The 15599-nt window shown below is 71.3% G+C and carries 12 protein-coding genes; all 12 read right to left on the reverse strand.

Annotated features, from left to right (window positions below):
• Nucleotides 1-87: 87 nt before the first annotated feature.
• The 12 genes from recN to MNOD_RS35235 all read right to left on the reverse strand — a co-directional run bounded on the left by recN (nucleotide 88) and on the right by MNOD_RS35235 (nucleotide 15440).
• On the reverse strand, nucleotides 88-1761 hold the full coding sequence (recN, locus tag MNOD_RS35185) for a DNA repair protein RecN (protein ID WP_015933728.1): 1674 nt from the start codon (nucleotides 1759-1761) through the stop codon (nucleotides 88-90).
• A 106-nt stretch (nucleotides 1762-1867) separates the two neighbouring features.
• Nucleotides 1868-2767, reverse strand: a complete 900-nt coding sequence (locus MNOD_RS35190) for an outer membrane protein assembly factor BamD (protein WP_015933729.1) — start codon at nucleotides 2765-2767, stop codon at nucleotides 1868-1870.
• Between the two features lie 320 nt (nucleotides 2768-3087).
• The gene (lpxC, locus tag MNOD_RS35195; RefSeq protein WP_015933730.1) at nucleotides 3088-4035 is read right to left on the reverse strand and encodes a UDP-3-O-acyl-N-acetylglucosamine deacetylase; all 948 of its coding nucleotides are present in this window, start codon (nucleotides 4033-4035) and stop codon (nucleotides 3088-3090) included.
• A 523-nt stretch (nucleotides 4036-4558) separates the two neighbouring features.
• Entirely contained in the window at nucleotides 4559-6379 is a 1821-nt protein-coding gene (gene ftsZ / locus MNOD_RS35200; RefSeq protein WP_015933731.1) for a cell division protein FtsZ, read from the reverse strand.
• A gap of 101 nt (nucleotides 6380-6480) precedes the next feature.
• Entirely contained in the window at nucleotides 6481-7806 is a 1326-nt protein-coding gene (gene ftsA / locus MNOD_RS35205) for a cell division protein FtsA (RefSeq protein WP_015933732.1), read from the reverse strand.
• A gap of 178 nt (nucleotides 7807-7984) precedes the next feature.
• Nucleotides 7985-8968: a cell division protein FtsQ/DivIB gene (locus MNOD_RS35210; RefSeq protein WP_015933733.1), complete on the reverse strand. Its 984-nt coding sequence runs from the start codon at nucleotides 8966-8968 to the stop codon at nucleotides 7985-7987.
• Nucleotides 8935-9858, reverse strand: a complete 924-nt coding sequence (locus MNOD_RS35215) for a D-alanine--D-alanine ligase (protein WP_015933734.1) — start codon at nucleotides 9856-9858, stop codon at nucleotides 8935-8937. Before MNOD_RS35215 ends, MNOD_RS35210 begins: the two co-directional genes overlap by 34 nt.
• A gap of 109 nt (nucleotides 9859-9967) precedes the next feature.
• Nucleotides 9968-10909, reverse strand: coding sequence for a UDP-N-acetylmuramate dehydrogenase (murB, locus tag MNOD_RS35220; protein WP_015933735.1), 942 nt, complete (start codon nucleotides 10907-10909; stop codon nucleotides 9968-9970).
• Nucleotides 10906-11526, reverse strand: coding sequence for an endonuclease domain-containing protein (locus MNOD_RS44545; protein WP_015933736.1), 621 nt, complete (start codon nucleotides 11524-11526; stop codon nucleotides 10906-10908). The genes murB and MNOD_RS44545 overlap by 4 nt, the downstream gene beginning before the upstream one ends.
• Before the next feature lie 16 nt (nucleotides 11527-11542).
• Complete coding sequence (gene murC / locus MNOD_RS35225; RefSeq protein WP_015933737.1) at nucleotides 11543-12958, reverse strand: UDP-N-acetylmuramate--L-alanine ligase; 1416 nt, start codon at nucleotides 12956-12958, stop codon at nucleotides 11543-11545.
• Nucleotides 12959-12984: 26 nt separating this feature from the next.
• Nucleotides 12985-14106 (reverse strand): UDP-N-acetylglucosamine--N-acetylmuramyl-(pentapeptide) pyrophosphoryl-undecaprenol N-acetylglucosamine transferase, encoded by a 1122-nt coding sequence (locus tag MNOD_RS35230; protein WP_015933738.1) that lies wholly within the window; start codon nucleotides 14104-14106, stop codon nucleotides 12985-12987.
• A gap of 194 nt (nucleotides 14107-14300) precedes the next feature.
• Nucleotides 14301-15440, reverse strand: a complete 1140-nt coding sequence (locus tag MNOD_RS35235; RefSeq protein ID WP_015933739.1) for an FtsW/RodA/SpoVE family cell cycle protein — start codon at nucleotides 15438-15440, stop codon at nucleotides 14301-14303.
• Nucleotides 15441-15599: the final 159 nt, after the last annotated feature.

The following is a 15599-nucleotide window of genomic DNA, read 5'->3' on the forward strand; positions in this document are numbered from 1 at the left end:
GCTTTCATTCACCATGACGCGCGGGCGCGAGGCCGGGCGCGAATCATCGAGCGGGAGCTTAACCGTTCGTTCCGGCCCGTCCAGCGGTCACGCTTCCGCGGATTCGATCAGGCGGGCGGCGGCGGCACGGGCCTCCTCCGTCACGGTCGCGCCCGCGAGCATGCGGGCGATCTCCTCGCGGCGGGGCGCGGCGGCAAGGAGCTTGACGCGGGTCGCGACGCGGTCGGAGCCCTTCACGGCCTCCTTGGCGATCAGGAAATGGGTGGCGGCGCGCGCCGCCACCTGGGGCGCATGCGTGACCGCCACCACCTGCACCCGGGCCGAGAGACGCGCGAGCCGCGCGCCGATGGCATCCGCCACCGCGCCGCCGACCCCGGTATCGATCTCGTCGAAGATCAGGGTCGGTGCGGAGCCCTTGTCGGCGAGCACCACCTTGAGGGCGAGCATGAAGCGCGAGAGCTCACCGCCGGAGGCGACCTTCATCATCGGCCCCGGCCGGGTGCCGGGATTGGTCTGAGCCCAGAACTCCACCCGGTCGAGGCCGGCCGGATCGCGGCTCTCCTCGTCGGTGACGATCTCCGTGATGAAGCGGGCGCGTTCCAGCTTGAGAGGCGGCAGCTCTGCCTGGACGGCCGTGTCGAGCTGGGCGGCGGCCTTGCGGCGTCCCTGGCTCAGCGCCCGGGCCTCGTCGAGATAGGCCGCCTCGGCTGCCGCCAGCTCGGCTTCGAGCCGTGCCAGCGTCTCCTCCCCGGCATCGATCGCCGCCACATCCGCGGCGTAGCGCTCGCGCAGGGCCGCGAGGTCGTCGGCCGCGACGTCGTACTTGCGGGCCGCGGCACGCAGGGCGAAGAGGCGCTCCTCCACGCGTTCCAGTTCGCGCGGATCGAACTCGGCGGCCTGCAGGGCGTCCTCGAGGGTGTTGCGGGCCTCGTCGAGGGCAACGAGGGCCGCGTCGAGGGCCGCGACACAGGGCTCGACGAGGCCCGGCGCCTGCGCGGCCCGGCGCTCCAGCTTGCGCAGGGCGGCCGAGAGATGGGCCGTGGGCGAGCCCTGGCCGCCGACCGCGTCGAGAGCCTCGTTCAGCTCGCGGGCGACCTTCTCACCCTGCTGCATGCCGGTGCGGCGCGCGGCGAGATCCGCCTCCTCGCCGGGCTGCGGGTCGAGGGCGCCGAGTTCCGCGACGGCGTGGCGCAGGAAATCCGCCTCCTTGCGGGCGGCCTCGACGCGGGCGCGGTGCTCGGCGAGAGCCGTCCGCGCCTGCCGGACGCGCCTTGCCGCCTCGGCCACCGCCGCCTGCCGGTCCTGGAGGTTGCCGAAGGCGTCCAGGATGGCGCGGTGCGTGGTCGGGTCGGCGAGCGCCCGGTCGTCGTGCTGGCCGTGGATCTCCACCAGGGCCGTACCGATCGCGCGCAGCACCTGGACGCCGACCGGCTGGTCGTTGACGAAGGCGCGGGTGCGCCCGTCGGCCACCTGAAGCCGGCGCAGCACCAGGTCGCCCTCGGTGTCGAGCTCGGCCGCGGCCGCGATGGCGCGGGCCGGGTGATCGAGGGGAACGTCGAAGACGGCGGTGACCTGCCCCTGTGCCTCGCCGTTGCGCACGAGGCGGCCGTCGCCGCGGCCGCCGAGGGCGAGCGTGAAGGCGTCGAGGAGGATCGACTTGCCGGCACCCGTCTCGCCGGTCAGCACGCTGAGGCCGTCGCGGAAGTTCAGCTCAAGCTTGTCGATCAGGACGATGTCGCGGATGGCGAGCTGAACCAGCATGCCGCCTTGGCCAGGTCTCTCTCGGGGTCGGACCGGGCGTCTCTACAGGACGCCCGGCCGCGGCGCGAGAGGCGCCGCGGCCGCAGTTCGGCTCAAAGACCCGCCGTCACTGCGCCTCGGCGGTCTGCTCGATGCCCACGATGCCGCGGAAGGCCTTACTGATCCACGAGGACTTCTCCTCGCGGGGTTCGACGCCGCCCGATTGCAGGAGCGCGTAGGCGTCCTTGTACCAGGGCGAGTCGGGGAAGTTGTGGCCGAGCACGGCGGCGGCGGTCTGCGCCTCGCCGACGATGCCGAGCGCCATGTAGGCCTCGGCCAGGCGCTCCAGCGCCTCCTCGGCGTGGCGGGTGGTCTGGTACCTGCTCACTACGTCGCGGAAGCGGTTGATCGCGGCCGGGAAGTTGCGGCGCTCCAGATAATAGCGCCCGATCGCCATCTCCTTGCCGGCGAGTTGGTCCCGGGTGATCTGGATCTTCGCCTTGGCGTCCGCGGCGTATTCCGAGGTCGGATACTTCTGCACCAGCTCCTGCAGAGCGGCGAGCGCGCGCTCCGAGCGCTCCTGGTCGCGGGTCACGTCCGGGATCTGCTTGTAGTGCGACATCGCCAGGATGTACTGGGCGTAGGCCGCATCCTTGCTGCCCGGGTGGCGCTGCAGGTAGCGCTTGGCCGCAGTGATCGCGTCCTCGTATTTCTGGCCCTCGTAGTTCGAATAGGCCGTCATCAGCACGGCCTTCCGGGACCAGTCGGAATAGGCGTATTCCTTGTCGAGGTTCTCGAACCGTTTCACCGCCTCGTCGTAGTCGTGGTCCTCGAGCTTGGCGAGGCCCTCGCTGTAGATCTTGTCGGCAGGGCGGCGCTGGATGATCTCCGGCTTGTACTTCTCGGGTCCGAACGGGTTGATCGAATCGAGGGCGTCGCAGCCCGCGAGACCAGCGCCGCAGGCCGCGAGCAGCGCGACGCGGAGAACGGCATCCTTCGCACCGCGAAGCGAGGAGGCGAGAGGCATACGGGTCATCCCCAAGCAGGCGGCCCGCGCGGGCGCCGGTGTTGTCACGACATCTCCGCCGCGGGGGACGATGCCCGCGGCACGGCCCTCACGTCTGCGAGGCGATTTGGGCGCGAAAACGGCGTGCGGACCATAAGGTCAGGCCGGCCATGCGCCGATGCACCGGATACTCTCATGAAAGCGGGAGGTCTGTGGCATTCGCGCAACCCGGTCCGCGAACGGAGGGAAGCGGCGGTGGCCGATCATCCGAAATCCGGTGGATTGCGTCGCGATGCGGATTTCCGCGCCGCGCGGGCTTGCCGATCTAGTCTGCGAACGGATCAGAGATCTGGGGCGTAGGCGGCAACCCCGAGGCCGACACCGAACTCGGCGAGCACCGGCTCGCGGCGGGTCCCCGTCCCTTCGACGATCGCGTAGTTCGCCCGGTTGGCGAAGAGGGCATCGAGGACCGCGACGTTGAGGGCGTGGCCGCCGCAATAGGATTGGTAGGCGCCGAGGATCGGCAGGCCGGCCAGGGCGAGATCGCCGACTGCGTCGAGGAGCTTGTGGCGGACGAACTCGTCCGGATAGCGGAGCCCTTCCGGGTTGACGACGCCGCCATCCCCGACCGCGACGGTGTTCTCCAGGGAGGCGCCGAGGGCGAAGCCCGCCTTCCAGTAGCGCTCCACGTCCCGCATCATCCCGAAGGTGCGGGCGCGGGCGATCTCGCGGCGGTAGGAGGCGGGGGTGAGGTCGAGGGCCTTGCGGCTGCGGCCGATCACCGGGCTCTCGAAGTCGATCTCGACGTCGAGGCGGAAGCCGCGCTCGTAGGGACGCAGCTCGGAGAAGGCCCGGCCCTTCTCGGCCCGGATGGGCCTGAGGATCTTGATGAAGCGCCGGGGGGCGCCACAGGAGACGATGCCGGCGGAGTCGATGGCGGCGACGAAGGGGGCGCTCGACCCGTCGAGGATCGGCATCTCAGGGCCGTCGATCTCGACCAGCACGTTGTCGAGGCCGAGGCCGCTGAGCGCGGACATCAGGTGCTCGATGGTGGCGACCGCGCCGGTGTGGCGGTCGCCGATCACGGTGCACAGCTCGGTGGCGGAGACTTGGCTGTGATGGGCCTTGATCAACCGGTCGAGGCCGTTCGGCATGCCGGTTCGGAGAAACTCGACGCCTTCGTGCGCTTCGCGGGGGTGGAGGGTGATGCTGACGGGGTTACCGGAATGGACGCCGATGCCTGTCAGGCTCACGGTCGAGCGGAGGGTCGTCTGCTGACTCGATCTCATTCTTCAGCCCCCGGACGCGATCCACCGTCGCGTCCCGTTCGGGAGACACGCTCGAGGGAGACCCATCCGCTGTTTGAAGCCCCTTGGGCATTGTGGCCGGTCGCCGGCCCGCGCCCTGCTTTGCTGTTGGGACACCTATAGTCGCGCTCCAAAGCGCGGCCAAATCACGGTTTCTTACGCTCTGTAACAGCCCGGAGGATCGCGTTCGGTCCCCGAAAGCCGTTGTGGCACAGAGTCTTAAACAACGCCTTAATCCCCGGGATCGGGGATCCCGGGGTGTATCCGAAAGGCCGCAATGGCAGGCCGCGGTGGCGCCGTCGGGGCATCTTCGCGGCGGTGTCGTGGCGCGTCCGGCCCGTCCGCGGACGGGCCGGCGCTCGCGCCTCATCCGAAATCCGATTGCTTGCTCGGCGATTGCTGTCGCCATCGCAAGGCGGATTTCGGCTTCGCTTACGCCGGCGCGGCGCTCTGCTCCGCGCGGGCTTGGTGATCCGGTTTCCGAACGGATCGTCCGGAAACCGGATCAGTTCGCCTGCCGCCGCAGGAAGGCGGGGATCTCGAGCTGGTCGTCGTCCATCATCCGCGGGGCAGGCATGGCGCGGCCCTGCGGATCGAGGTTCCCCTGCGCCGGCCGGTAGCCCTGCGGCTGCGCGGCGTAGGCCTGCGGGGAATGGGCCTGCGGGGCATGAGCTTGCGAGGCATGGGCCGGGGTCCGGGCGACCGGCGGGGCGACCGGCGCCTGCGGCGGGCGGGCGACGGGCTGCTGCGGCATCGGCTGGTGCATTGCCGGGGCCGGGGCCTGCGCCGCCGGCTGCGCCTCCTCCTCGCGCCGGCCGCCGAAGCCCACGGTGGCGAGGCGGCGCAGCAGCGAGGTGCGCTTGACGTCGGGCGCGACCTGCTGGGGGAGCGGCTCCTCGCCACGGCTCGCGCGGATCTGGTTCTGGGCCGGCAGCGGCAGATCCTGGACCCGCGGCATCCGCGGGGCCCGCACCACCGCCGGGGAGGGCGGGATGAAGGGCGCGGAGGCCGAGACCATCGGCTGCTCCATCACGGGCGCCGGAGCCTGCGGCTCGTAGGCGGGCATCGGCCGCGGCTGGGCCGGGGTGATCTGCACCTCGTCGCGCATCATCGGGGCGGCCTGGGGCAGCTCGGCCCGGGGCGCCTCGACGACGGGGGCCGCCATCGCGGGGGCGGAGGCCGGCTCCGGCGCATGGGCCGGGCGCGCGGTCGCCTGCGGCTCGGCCGGGCGATAGGCGGTCGCCGCCGGCTGCTGGTTGGCGCGGGCCCGCGCCTCGGCCCGAAGGCGGTCGGCCACCTCGGCGATGCGCTGCTCGGTCTGGGCGAGGTCCGGCCCGTTCACCGCGTTGGCGGTGATCAGGGCGGGCTCGATGCCGGTCGCCACCACGGAGACCCGGATGATGCCGTCGAGGCTTTCGTCGAAGGTGGCGCCCAGGATGATGTTGGCGTCCGGATCGACCTCCTCGCGGATCCGCGTCGCCGCCTCGTCGAGTTCATAGAGGGTGAGATCGTTGCCGCCGGTGATCGAGATCAGCAGGCCGCGAGCGCCCTTCATCGAGACGTCGTCGAGGAGCGGGTTGGCGATCGCGGCCTCGGCGGCGCGGTTGGCGCGCTTCTCGCCGGAGGCCTCGCCGGTGCCCATCATGGCCTTGCCCATGCCGCGCATGATCGCGCGCACGTCGGCGAAGTCGAGGTTGATCAGGCCCTCCTTCACCATCAGGTCGGTGATGCAGGCGACGCCCGAATAGAGCACCTGATCGGCCATCGCGAAGGCATCCGCGAAGGTCGTCTTCTCGTTGGCGACCCGGAACAGGTTCTGGTTGGGGATCACGATCAGGGTGTCGACGGCGGCCTGCAGCTCGTTGATGCCCGCATCGGCGGTGCGCATGCGGCGCACGCCCTCGAACTGGAACGGCTTCGTCACCACGCCGACCGTGAGGATGCCCATGTCGCGGGCCGCCCGGGCGATCACCGGGGCGGCGCCGGTGCCGGTGCCGCCGCCCATGCCGGCGGTGATGAAGCACATATGCGCGCCCGAGAGCTGGTCGCGGATCTCGTCGATCACCTCCTCGGCGGCGGCGCGGCCCACCTCCGGCTGGGAGCCGGCGCCGAGCCCCTGCGTGACGCCGATGCCCATCTGGATCACGCGCTCGGCCTTCGAGGAGGTCAGCGCCTGCGCGTCCGTGTTGGCGACCACGAACTCGCAGCCGAGCAGCCCCGACTCGATCATGTTGTTGACGGCGTTGCCGCCCGCCCCGCCGACGCCGAAGACCGTGATGCGCGGCTTGAGTTCCCGGATGTCCGGCGCTTGGAGACTGATGGCCATGATGCGCGTGCCCCTTGTGGTGTCGTGAGCGCCGACCGGCGCCGGTGTGACGTCCCGCTCGCCCCTTAAGGCCTCATCGGCCGGGCGGGGCGCTCGATTGGTTAGAAGCTCTCCCGGATCCAGCGTCCGACCCGGTGGAGATAGCTGTCGCTCGCCAGCCCCATCCCGCTGGCCTGCCCCTTCGGCTCGAAATGCTCGACATGGGAGACCTGCGGGTAGACGAGGAGGCCGACCGCCGCCGAGAAGGCCGGTCCCTTGGCGGCCTCCGGCAGACCCTTGATCCCGAGCGGCCGGCCGATGCGGACCTGCCCCTGCAGGATCCGGCGCGCCACTTCGGGCAGGCCGACGAGCTGGCTCGCGCCGCCGGTCAGCACCACGCGCCGGCCGGCCTGGGCGGCGAAGCCCGCATTGCGCAGGCGGTCGCGCACCAGTTCCAGCACCTCCTCGACCCGGGGGCGGATGATGCGCACGAGCTGCGACTTCGGGATGTGATGGGGGATGTCCCGCTCGTCCTCGTCGACGCCGTGCACCGCGATCATGTCGCGCTCGTCCGAGGCCGTGGCCATGGCGGCGCCGTACAGGGTCTTGAGGCGCTCGGCCGCGGCCACGCGGGTCGAGAGGCCCCGGGCGATGTCCATGGTGACGTGGTGCCCGCCGACCGCCACCGCGTCCACGTGGACGAGGTGGCCGCCCATGAACACGCCGACGCTCGTCGTGCCCCCGCCCATGTCGACCACCGCGACGCCCATCTCGGCCTCGTCGTCTACCAGGGCGGACAGGCCGGAGGCGTAGGGCGTGGCGATCACCGCCTCGACGCGCAGATGGCAGTTCTCGACCGCCAGCATCAGGTTGCGGGCCGTCGCGATCTCGGAGGTGACCACGTGCAGGTCGACGCCGAGCGTCTCGCCGATCATGCCCGAGGGATCGACCACCGCGCTCTGCTGGTCGAGGGAATAGCCGATGGGCAGCGCGTGCAACACGGCCCGGCCGGGGCTGACGCTGTGCGTGCTCGCCGCTTCGAGCACCCGCTGCACGTCCGAGCCCGTCACCGGGCCGGTGCGGACCGGGACCCGGGCCTCGAAATGCTGCGAGCCGAGCCGGCCGCCCGACAGGTTCACGATGACCGACTGGACCTCGCACTTGGCCATGCGCTCGGCGGCGTGGACCGCGTGGCGGATCGCCCCTTCGGCCGCTTCGAGGTCGACCACCGCCCCGCCCTTGAGGCCGAGGGAGCGCTGGTGGCCGATGCCGATGATCCGCGCGAGATGCGTGCGGCCGCGTAAGGTGGCGAGGGTCTCGACCGGCTGCAGCTCGGCGACGAGGCAGACGACCTTGCTCGTGCCGACGTCGAGCACCGACAGCGTCGCGCTGCGCCGCGCGGAGAGCGGCTTCAGGCGGGGCGTGAGGCCGTGCTGGAGGAGACTCATGACGCGACGCCCGAGGAGACGGAGGGGGTGATACGGTTTCCGGACGATCGGTTCGGAAACCGGATCACCGAGCCCGCGCGGCGCGGAGCAGAGCTCCGCGCCGGCGTGAGCGGAGCCGAAATCCGCCTTGCGGAGCAATCGATCGGATTCCGTATGAGAGGCAGGGCAAGCGAGCGCGTCATGTCTCGGTCCCCTTGCCCTTCTGTTTCTTCTTCTGCGCTTCCTGGCGGACGGCGGCGCCCTCCTCGGTCAGGCGCACCACCAGTCGGTCGGGCATCCTCAGGTCCACCGCGATGATGTCCTTGTCGAGGAGATGCGAGGCGGCATCGAGCTTCACGAGGCGCGCCATGGCCTCGCGTGCGCCGGTCTCGGGCAGCCGGATGTCGATGCCGTCGAGCTTGAGCGTCCAGCGCCGCCCCGACACCAGGGTCCCGGCGCGGATGCGCTCCTTGAGGGGCCCTGCGGCATCGAGGAGATCGAGATATTCCTTGGTGCGCAGATTCGCCTCGTCCCCGACCACGAGCGGCAGGGCGGCGAAGCGGCCGTCGCGCATCCGGTCGATGACGGTGCCGTCCGCGGAGATCACCGCGATCTCGCCATTGCGCTGCCACAGCGCGCTCGGCTCGCGCTCGGTGAGCGTGACGACGAGTTCGTGCGGATAGATCTTGCGCACCGAGACCGCGCCGATCAGCGGTACCTCGGCGAGGCGGTCGCGCACCCCGACCACGTCGAGGAAGGGCAGCGAGTTGCGCTGGTCGATGCGGGCGGCGTGCAGGATCTCGGCGGGCTGAAGCTGGATCAGCCCGGCGATCGTCACCTTGTCGAGGCCGAACCCGGCCGCGCGCGCCGCGATGTCGGCGAGCGCGCCGTGGCGCGCCACCACCTCCGCATAGGCGCCGCTCGCCACGAAGCCGGTCGCGCCGACGAGGCCGAAGAAGCCGAACAGCAGGCTCGTCCCGAGAAGGCGCGGCATGCGCTTCTCGATCGGGATCGCCACGGAGGCGCGGCGGGGCCGCAGGAACCGGGGCAGATATCGCGTCAGGATCCCCGTGCCCGCCCATCCTCCGGGCAGGGATGCCCCCGGAGCGGGCGCGCCGCCGGCCGGCCCGCCGGCGGGACCGGCGGCGATCAGCGGTTCAGGGAAGCGTCCTCCACCATCCATCGGACGAGTTCACCGAAACTATACCCGGCATGGGCTGCGAGCTCCGGCACAAGGCTGGTCTCGGTCATGCCGGGTTGCGTGTTGACCTCCAGCACCACGAGCGCACCGGTGCCACCCGGTGTGTCGTCGTAGCGGAGATCGGCACGGCTCACGCCCCGGCAGCCAAGTGCTTGATGCGCCGTTAACGCCAACTCTCGAACCCGCTGGTAAATTTTCGGTTTAATTTCGGCCGGCAGCACGTGCACCGACCCCCCCTTGGCGTACTTGGCGTCGTAGTCGTACCACTCCCCCGTGGCGGGGCGGATGTCGATCACGCCGAGCGCCGTATCGCCCATCACCGCGCAGGTCAGCTCGCGGCCCGGAATGTAAGTCTCTGCAAGGACTTCGTCGCCGTAGGACCAGTCCTCCCGGGCGAGTTCCTGGGGCGGGTGGGAGCGCCCCTCGCGCACGATCACGACCCCCACGGAGGAGCCCTCGGCGACGGGTTTGAGGACGTAGGGCGGCGGCAGGACGTGGCGGCTTGCGGCCTCGAATCGGTTAACGATTCGGCCCTCCGGGACCGGCACGCCGGCGGACCGCATCACCACCTTGGCCCGGTCCTTGTGCATGGCGAGCGCCGAGGCGAGCACGCCCGAATGGGTGTAGGGGATCGCCATCAGCTCGAGCAGGCCCTGCACGGTGCCGTCCTCGCCGCAGGGCCCGTGCAGGGCGTTGAAGGCGATGTCGGGCTGCACCTCGGCGAGCACGGCGGCGAGATTCCGCTGCACGTCGATCGGGGTGATGCGGAAGCCCTGCGCCTCCAGCGCCCGGGCACAGGCTCGGCCGGAATTCAGCGACACCTCCCGCTCGGAGGACCAGCCGCCCATCAGGACGGCGACGTGCTTGGACATGGAGCCCTCCTCGGGGCAGATGCGGTTCAGTCGTCACAGGCGCGGATGGCGGCCGCGGCCGCGAACCCGCCCGTCTTCACGGTATCGGCACGGGCGGCGCCGACAGGCGTCACGCCGCCACGCCGATCCGCTTGATCTCCCAGTGCAGGTCGACGCCTGATGCCGCCCACACCCGCGCCCGCACCTCCTCCCCGAGGCCCTCGATGTCGGCCGCGGTGGCGCTGCCCGTATTGATGAGGAAGTTGCAGTGCATCTCGGAGACCTGCGCGCCGCCCCGGCGCAGGCCCCGGCAGCCCGCCGCGTCGATGAGCTGCCACGCCTTGCCGCCCTCCGGGTTCTTGAAGGTCGAGCCGCCGGTGCGCTCACGGATCGGCTGGGCCGCCTCCCGGGCAGCGGTCACCCGGTCCATCTCCGCGAGGATCGCGGCCTTGTCGCCGGGCCGGCCGCGATAGAGCGCCCCCGTGAAGATCACGTCCGCCGGCACGCCGCAATGGCGGTACGAGAAGCCCATCTCGGCGTGGGAGAAGACCCGGATCTCGCCGGCGCGGGTGACGCCCCGCGCCTCGACCAGCACGTCGGTGGTCTCGCCGCCATGGGCGCCCGCATTCATGCGCAGCGCCCCCCCGACCGAGCCCGGGATGCCGCGGTAGAAGGCGAGCCCGTCGAGCCCGGCCTCGGCGGCGGCCCGCGCCACCTTCACGTCCGGCACCGCGGCGCCGGCCCGGATCGTGTCGCCGTCGACCGCGACGCTGCCGAAGGCCCTGCCGCCGAGCCGCACCACCAGCCCCGGCACGCCGCCGTCGCGCACGATCAGGTTCGAGCCGAGGCCGATCACCGTGACGGGCACATCGGCGGGCAGCGCCGCGAGGGCGGCGGCGAGGTCCTCCTCGTCGGCGGGCGTGAACAGCACCTGCGCGGGGCCGCCCACCCGGAACCAGGTCAGGTCGGCGAGCGGGTGATCCGCGAGCAGGCGGCCGCGCAGGTCGGCTGGGGCGAGAAGCGAGAGGATGTCTTGGGAGAGGATGTCTTGGGATGTCGTCTGGCTGGTCATCTGTGCGCATCTCCGCCTCTCCCCGCTTGCGGGGAGAGGGCTTCACCCCCCTCGTCGGGGGTGAAGCGAGCCCGAACCGCAGGTTCGGCGCGAGGGTGAGGGGGCGGGACCGGATCTGGCCCGGCAGTGGTGCAGGGCGGCAGCGGCCCGGGTCGAGTTTTATCCTGCGACGCCCCCTCACCCTCGCGGCGGACCTGCGGTCCGTTCGGGCTCGTCTCGCCCCCGACGAGGGGGGCGAGACCCTCTCCCCGCAAGCGGGGAGAGGAGAGGGCTGCGAGGATCGTATCGAGAACGCCAGGGAGGTTGGCGAAGATCTCGCCGTTCCAGAATCGAAGAACGCGGTAGCCCAGAGCGGAAAGCCGCGCGTCGCGCGTTTGGTCATGAGCGCTGTCGGCGTGCCGGCTTCCATCGGCCCCGATGATCAGCCTCTCCTCCCGACAGGCGAAATCAGCCACGTAAGGCCCGACTGGACACTGCCGCACGAACTTGAACCCGCCAAGCCGGCGGTCGCGCTGGCGCGACCCGCACAGGCGCGACCAAAGCCGGGCCTCCGCCTCTGTTTGGGACTGCCGCAGGCTGCGCGCCCGCCGCGTCCGACTGGGTGCGGGCCCGCGCATCAGGCGCGAGGCGGGCTCACGCCGCCTTCTCGCCGAGCGCGGCGAGCTCGCCCGGCAGTGCGTAGGCCCATTGCGTGATGTTGCCGGCGCCCAGGCACACGACGTAGTCGCCCGGGCCCGCGAGGCCGCTGATCATGGCGGCGAGATCCTCGCTGCGCTCCAGCGCCACGGCGTTGCGGTGGCCGCGGGACTTGAGGCCCGCCACCAGCGCGTCGCGGTCGAAACCCTCGATCGGCGCCTCGCCCGCCGCGTAGACGGGCGCGACGATCACCGTGTCGGCGTCGTTGAAGCAGGTGCAGAAATCGTCGAACAGCGAGGCGAGCCGCGTGTAGCGATGCGGCTGCACCACCGCCACGACGCGGCCCTCCGTCGAGGCGCGGGCCGCCTTGAGCACCGCCTTGATCTCCACCGGATGGTGCCCGTAATCGTCGAAGATCTGGGCGCCGTTCCACTCGCCCGTGCGGGTGAAGCGCCGCTTGACGCCTCCGAAGCCCGCGAGCGCCCTGCGGATCGCCTCCGGCGAGACGCCGAGCTCGTGCGCCACCGCGAGCGCCGCCGTGGCGTTGAGCGCGTTGTGCTTGCCCGGCATCGGCAGGACCAGATCCTCCATCTCCAGCCGGAAGCCGGGGCGGCGGTCGCGGATCATCACCCGGAAGCGGCTCTGCCCGCCCTTCAGGTCGACGTCGATGAGGCGGACATCCGCCTGCGGGTTCTCGCCGTAGGTGACGATGCGGCGGTCCTCGATGCGCCCGACGAGGTCCTGCACCGTCGGGTGGTCGATGCACATCACCGCGAAGCCGTAGAATGGGATGTTGTCGATGAAGGCCCGGAACGCGTCCTTGATCGCGTCGAAGGAGCCGAAATGGTCGAGGTGCTCCGGGTCGATGTTGGTGACGATGGCGATGTCGGCCGGCAGCTTCAGGAAGGTGCCGTCGGATTCGTCGGCCTCCACCACCATCCAGTCGCCCTCGCCCATGCGGGCATTGGTGCCGTAGGCGTTGATGATGCCGCCGTTGATGACGGTCGGGTCGAGGCCGCCCGCATCGAGGAGCGTCGCCACGAGCGAGGTCGTGGTGGTCTTGCCGTGCGTGCCCGCCACCGCGACGCAGGATTTGAAGCGCATCAGCTCGGCCAGCATCTCGGCCCGGCGCACCACCGGCAGGCGGCGCTCCCGGGCGAGCGCCAGTTCCGGATTGTCGCGCCGGATCGCCGTCGAGACGACGACGAGCTCCGCATCCGCCAGGTTCTCGCCCCTGTGCCCGACGAAGGTGCGGATGCCCTTCTCCGCCAAGCGGCGGACATTGTAGTTGTCGGCCGCGTCCGAGCCCTGCACCGTGTAGCCGAGGTTGTGCATCACCTCGGCGATGCCGGACATGCCGATGCCCCCGATGCCGATGAAGTGGATGGGTCCGAGCTTGTTCGGCAGCTTCATGGAAAAGGGTGTCCTTGCGGTCGGTGTCAGCGGGTCGAGGCCTGGATCGCGGTCTCGACCACCAGGGCGGCGAGGCGCTCGGCGGCGTCCGGGATCCCGGCACCCTTCGCGGCGGCGGCGGCGGCGATCAGCCGCTCGGGCGCCCCGAAGAGGCCGGTGAGGTCGGCCGCGAGCCGCTCAGGAGTGAAGTCCGTTTGTGGTCTCGGAAAGGCGGCGCCGGCCGCGCCCAGCACCGCGGCGTTGGCGGCCTGGTCCTGGTCGAGGGAGCCGGGCAGCGGCACCAGGATGGCGGGCCGTCCGATCACCGCGAGCTCCGCCACCGTCGAGGCGCCCGAGCGCGCCACCACGAGATGCGCGGCGGCCATCCGGGCGGGTAGGTCCTTGAAGAAGGGCGCGACCGAGAAGGCGGCGAGCCCCGCCTGCCCGTAGAGTGCCTCGGCCCTGGCGAGATCCTCCGCCCGCGCCTGCTGGACCACGGTGAGGCGGGCGCGCAGGGCGGCGGGCAGGCGCGCCACCGCCTCGGGCACCACCTCGCTCATCACCCGCGCGCCCTGGCTGCCGCCGAAGGCGAGGAGCTGGAGCGGGCCCTCCACTGCCAGGGGCGGATAGGGTGTTGCGGCCGCGGCCAGCACCGCCGGGCGCACCGGGTTGCCGGTATGGACGCGCCGCGCGCGGGCGCGCTCCGGCACGCCGCGCACCTGCTGCGCGACACCGGTCGCGATCACCGTCGCGCCGCGGGCCAGGAAGGCGTTCGCCCGCCCCATCACGGCATTCTGCTCGTGCAGCAGCGTCGGCACCCGGAGCATCTGGGCGGCGAGCAGCGGCGGAACTGTCGGGTAGCCGCCGAAGCCGACCGCCACGGCCGGGTTGAGGCGGCGCACCACGCGCAGCGCCGCGGCGAAGCCCCGCCCGAGCGTCACCAGGGCCGCGCCGCGGGCGAGGGGCGAGCGACCGGACGGCGTCGCGGAGGGGATCGACACGATCTCGGAGGCCGGGAACTCGCCCGACAGCGTCTCGACGCGACTGTCGGTGGCGAGCACCACCCGGATGCCGCGCTCGCGCAGGCGCAGCGCCAGGGCCTCCGCCGGGAAGAGGTGCCCGCCGGTGCCGCCGGCGGCGAGGAGGACGAGGGGTTGGGCGACCGTCATGGCGGGCCTTCAATCTCCGGATGCGGACCGCTCTTTAAGGCAGGACGAGCGGCAAGATCACCCCCGGCGGGCCGCCCGGCAGCGCCCTCGGCACAGACCGCCCTTTGAGGAAGAGCCGTCCTCAGCATGAGGGGCGACGCGAAAGCCAGGACGCGGGAGGCGCCGATCCGGGATCCTGTCCGGGATCCTGCGGCTCATCGCGCGAGGCCCTCGTCCCGGTTGAGCAGCGCGGTCCGCGGGCGGCGGCGGGTCAGCGCGACGAGGAACCCCATGCCGAGCGCGAGCGAGATCAGGGATGAGCCGCCGTAGGACACGAAGGGAAGCGTCATGCCCTTGGCCGGCATCAGCCGCACGTTCACCAGCATGTTGATGCAGGCCTGGAGGCCGAACAAGGTGGTCAGGCCGGTGATCGCCAGGCGGCAGAAGATGTCCTCGCTGCGCCGCGCCAGCATCAGCCCGCGCATCGCGATGAAGGCGAACAGCACGACGAGGCCGATGCAGGCGAGCGTCCCGAATTCCTCGCCGGCCACCGAGAAGATGAAGTCCGTATGGGCGTCCGGCAGGTGGCGCTTGGCGATGCCCTCCCCCGGCCCGGTGCCGAACCAGCCGCCGATATTGAAGGATTCCTTCGACCAGAAGCCCTGGAAGTTCTCGCTCGGGTCCTTGTCGAGGAAGCGGTTGATGCGATCGCGCACGTGGGGCAGGAACTCGTAGGCGGCCGCCACGCCGAGCAGGCCGGCGCCGCCGAGGCCCGCCACCCAGATCCAGTGCAGGCCCGCCACGAACACCATGCAGCACCACACCATGGTGAGCAGCATGGTCTGTCCGAAATCCGGTTGCAGGATCAGCGGGACGATCGTCATCGGCAGGAGCAGCACCGCCAGGGCGCCGCCCGGCATGTCCTTGCGCCGCGCGCCCTCCGCGAAGGCCCAGGCCGCCAGCACCACGAAGGCCGGCTTCACGAACTCGGAGGGCTGCACGCCGATGGAGCCGAACTGGATCCAGCGATGCGCGCCCTTGATCTCCGGTCCGTACTTGGTGGCGAGCACGCACAGCACGATGCCGACCCCGTAGGTCACGAGGGCGAGGCGCCGCACGTGGCGCAGCGACAGGAAGGACACCGCGACGATCAGCGCGATCGTCGGGATCAGGTACATCACCTGCCGGTTGAGGAAGTGGAAGGTGGGCAGGCCGAGCCGCTCCGCCACCGGCGGCCCGCCGGCCATCAGGAAGACGAGCCCGATGGTCATCAGCAGGCCGAGGCCGGCGAGCAGGGCCCTGTCGACGGTCCACCACCAGTCGCCGAGATGTGAGCGTTCCGCGCGGGACATCATGGCTTTAGGGAATCCTCGCTGCCGGCGACGGGGCCCTACGCCTTTGCGCCTCAAGGTTTCGGGGGTGCCGGGAGCATCGGACCGAATGGTAAATCGTGCGTTGCCGGACCGAGCGTCCAAATGATCCACCGCGGCACGCGGCTCTCCCCTGGACAGCGG

The organism is Methylobacterium nodulans ORS 2060 (assembly GCF_000022085.1).
In the GTDB taxonomy this organism is placed as follows: Bacteria; Pseudomonadota; Alphaproteobacteria; order Rhizobiales; family Beijerinckiaceae; genus Methylobacterium; species Methylobacterium nodulans.

Bases quoted from the DNA above. Each gene is read 5' to 3' on its own strand.
- recN (WP_015933728.1), bottom strand. From the start codon at position 1,761: ATGCTGGTTCAGCTCGCCATCCGCGACATCGTCCTGATCGACAAGCTT.
- MNOD_RS35190 (WP_015933729.1), bottom strand. From the start codon at position 2,767: ATGCCTCTCGCCTCCTCGCTTCGCGGTGCGAAGGATGCCGTTCTCCGC.
- lpxC (WP_015933730.1), bottom strand. From the start codon at position 4,035: ATGAGATCGAGTCAGCAGACGACCCTCCGCTCGACCGTGAGCCTGACA.
- ftsZ (WP_015933731.1), bottom strand. From the start codon at position 6,379: ATGGCCATCAGTCTCCAAGCGCCGGACATCCGGGAACTCAAGCCGCGC.
- ftsA (WP_015933732.1), bottom strand. From the start codon at position 7,806: ATGAGTCTCCTCCAGCACGGCCTCACGCCCCGCCTGAAGCCGCTCTCC.
- MNOD_RS35210 (WP_015933733.1), bottom strand. From the start codon at position 8,968: ATGGATGGTGGAGGACGCTTCCCTGAACCGCTGATCGCCGCCGGTCCC.
- MNOD_RS35215 (WP_015933734.1), bottom strand. From the start codon at position 9,858: ATGTCCAAGCACGTCGCCGTCCTGATGGGCGGCTGGTCCTCCGAGCGG.
- murB (WP_015933735.1), bottom strand. From the start codon at position 10,909: ATGACCAGCCAGACGACATCCCAAGACATCCTCTCCCAAGACATCCTC.
- MNOD_RS44545 (WP_015933736.1), bottom strand. From the start codon at position 11,526: ATGCGCGGGCCCGCACCCAGTCGGACGCGGCGGGCGCGCAGCCTGCGG.
- murC (WP_015933737.1), bottom strand. From the start codon at position 12,958: ATGAAGCTGCCGAACAAGCTCGGACCCATCCACTTCATCGGCATCGGG.
- MNOD_RS35230 (WP_015933738.1), bottom strand. From the start codon at position 14,106: ATGACGGTCGCCCAACCCCTCGTCCTCCTCGCCGCCGGCGGCACCGGC.
- MNOD_RS35235 (WP_015933739.1), bottom strand. From the start codon at position 15,440: ATGATGTCCCGCGCGGAACGCTCACATCTCGGCGACTGGTGGTGGACC.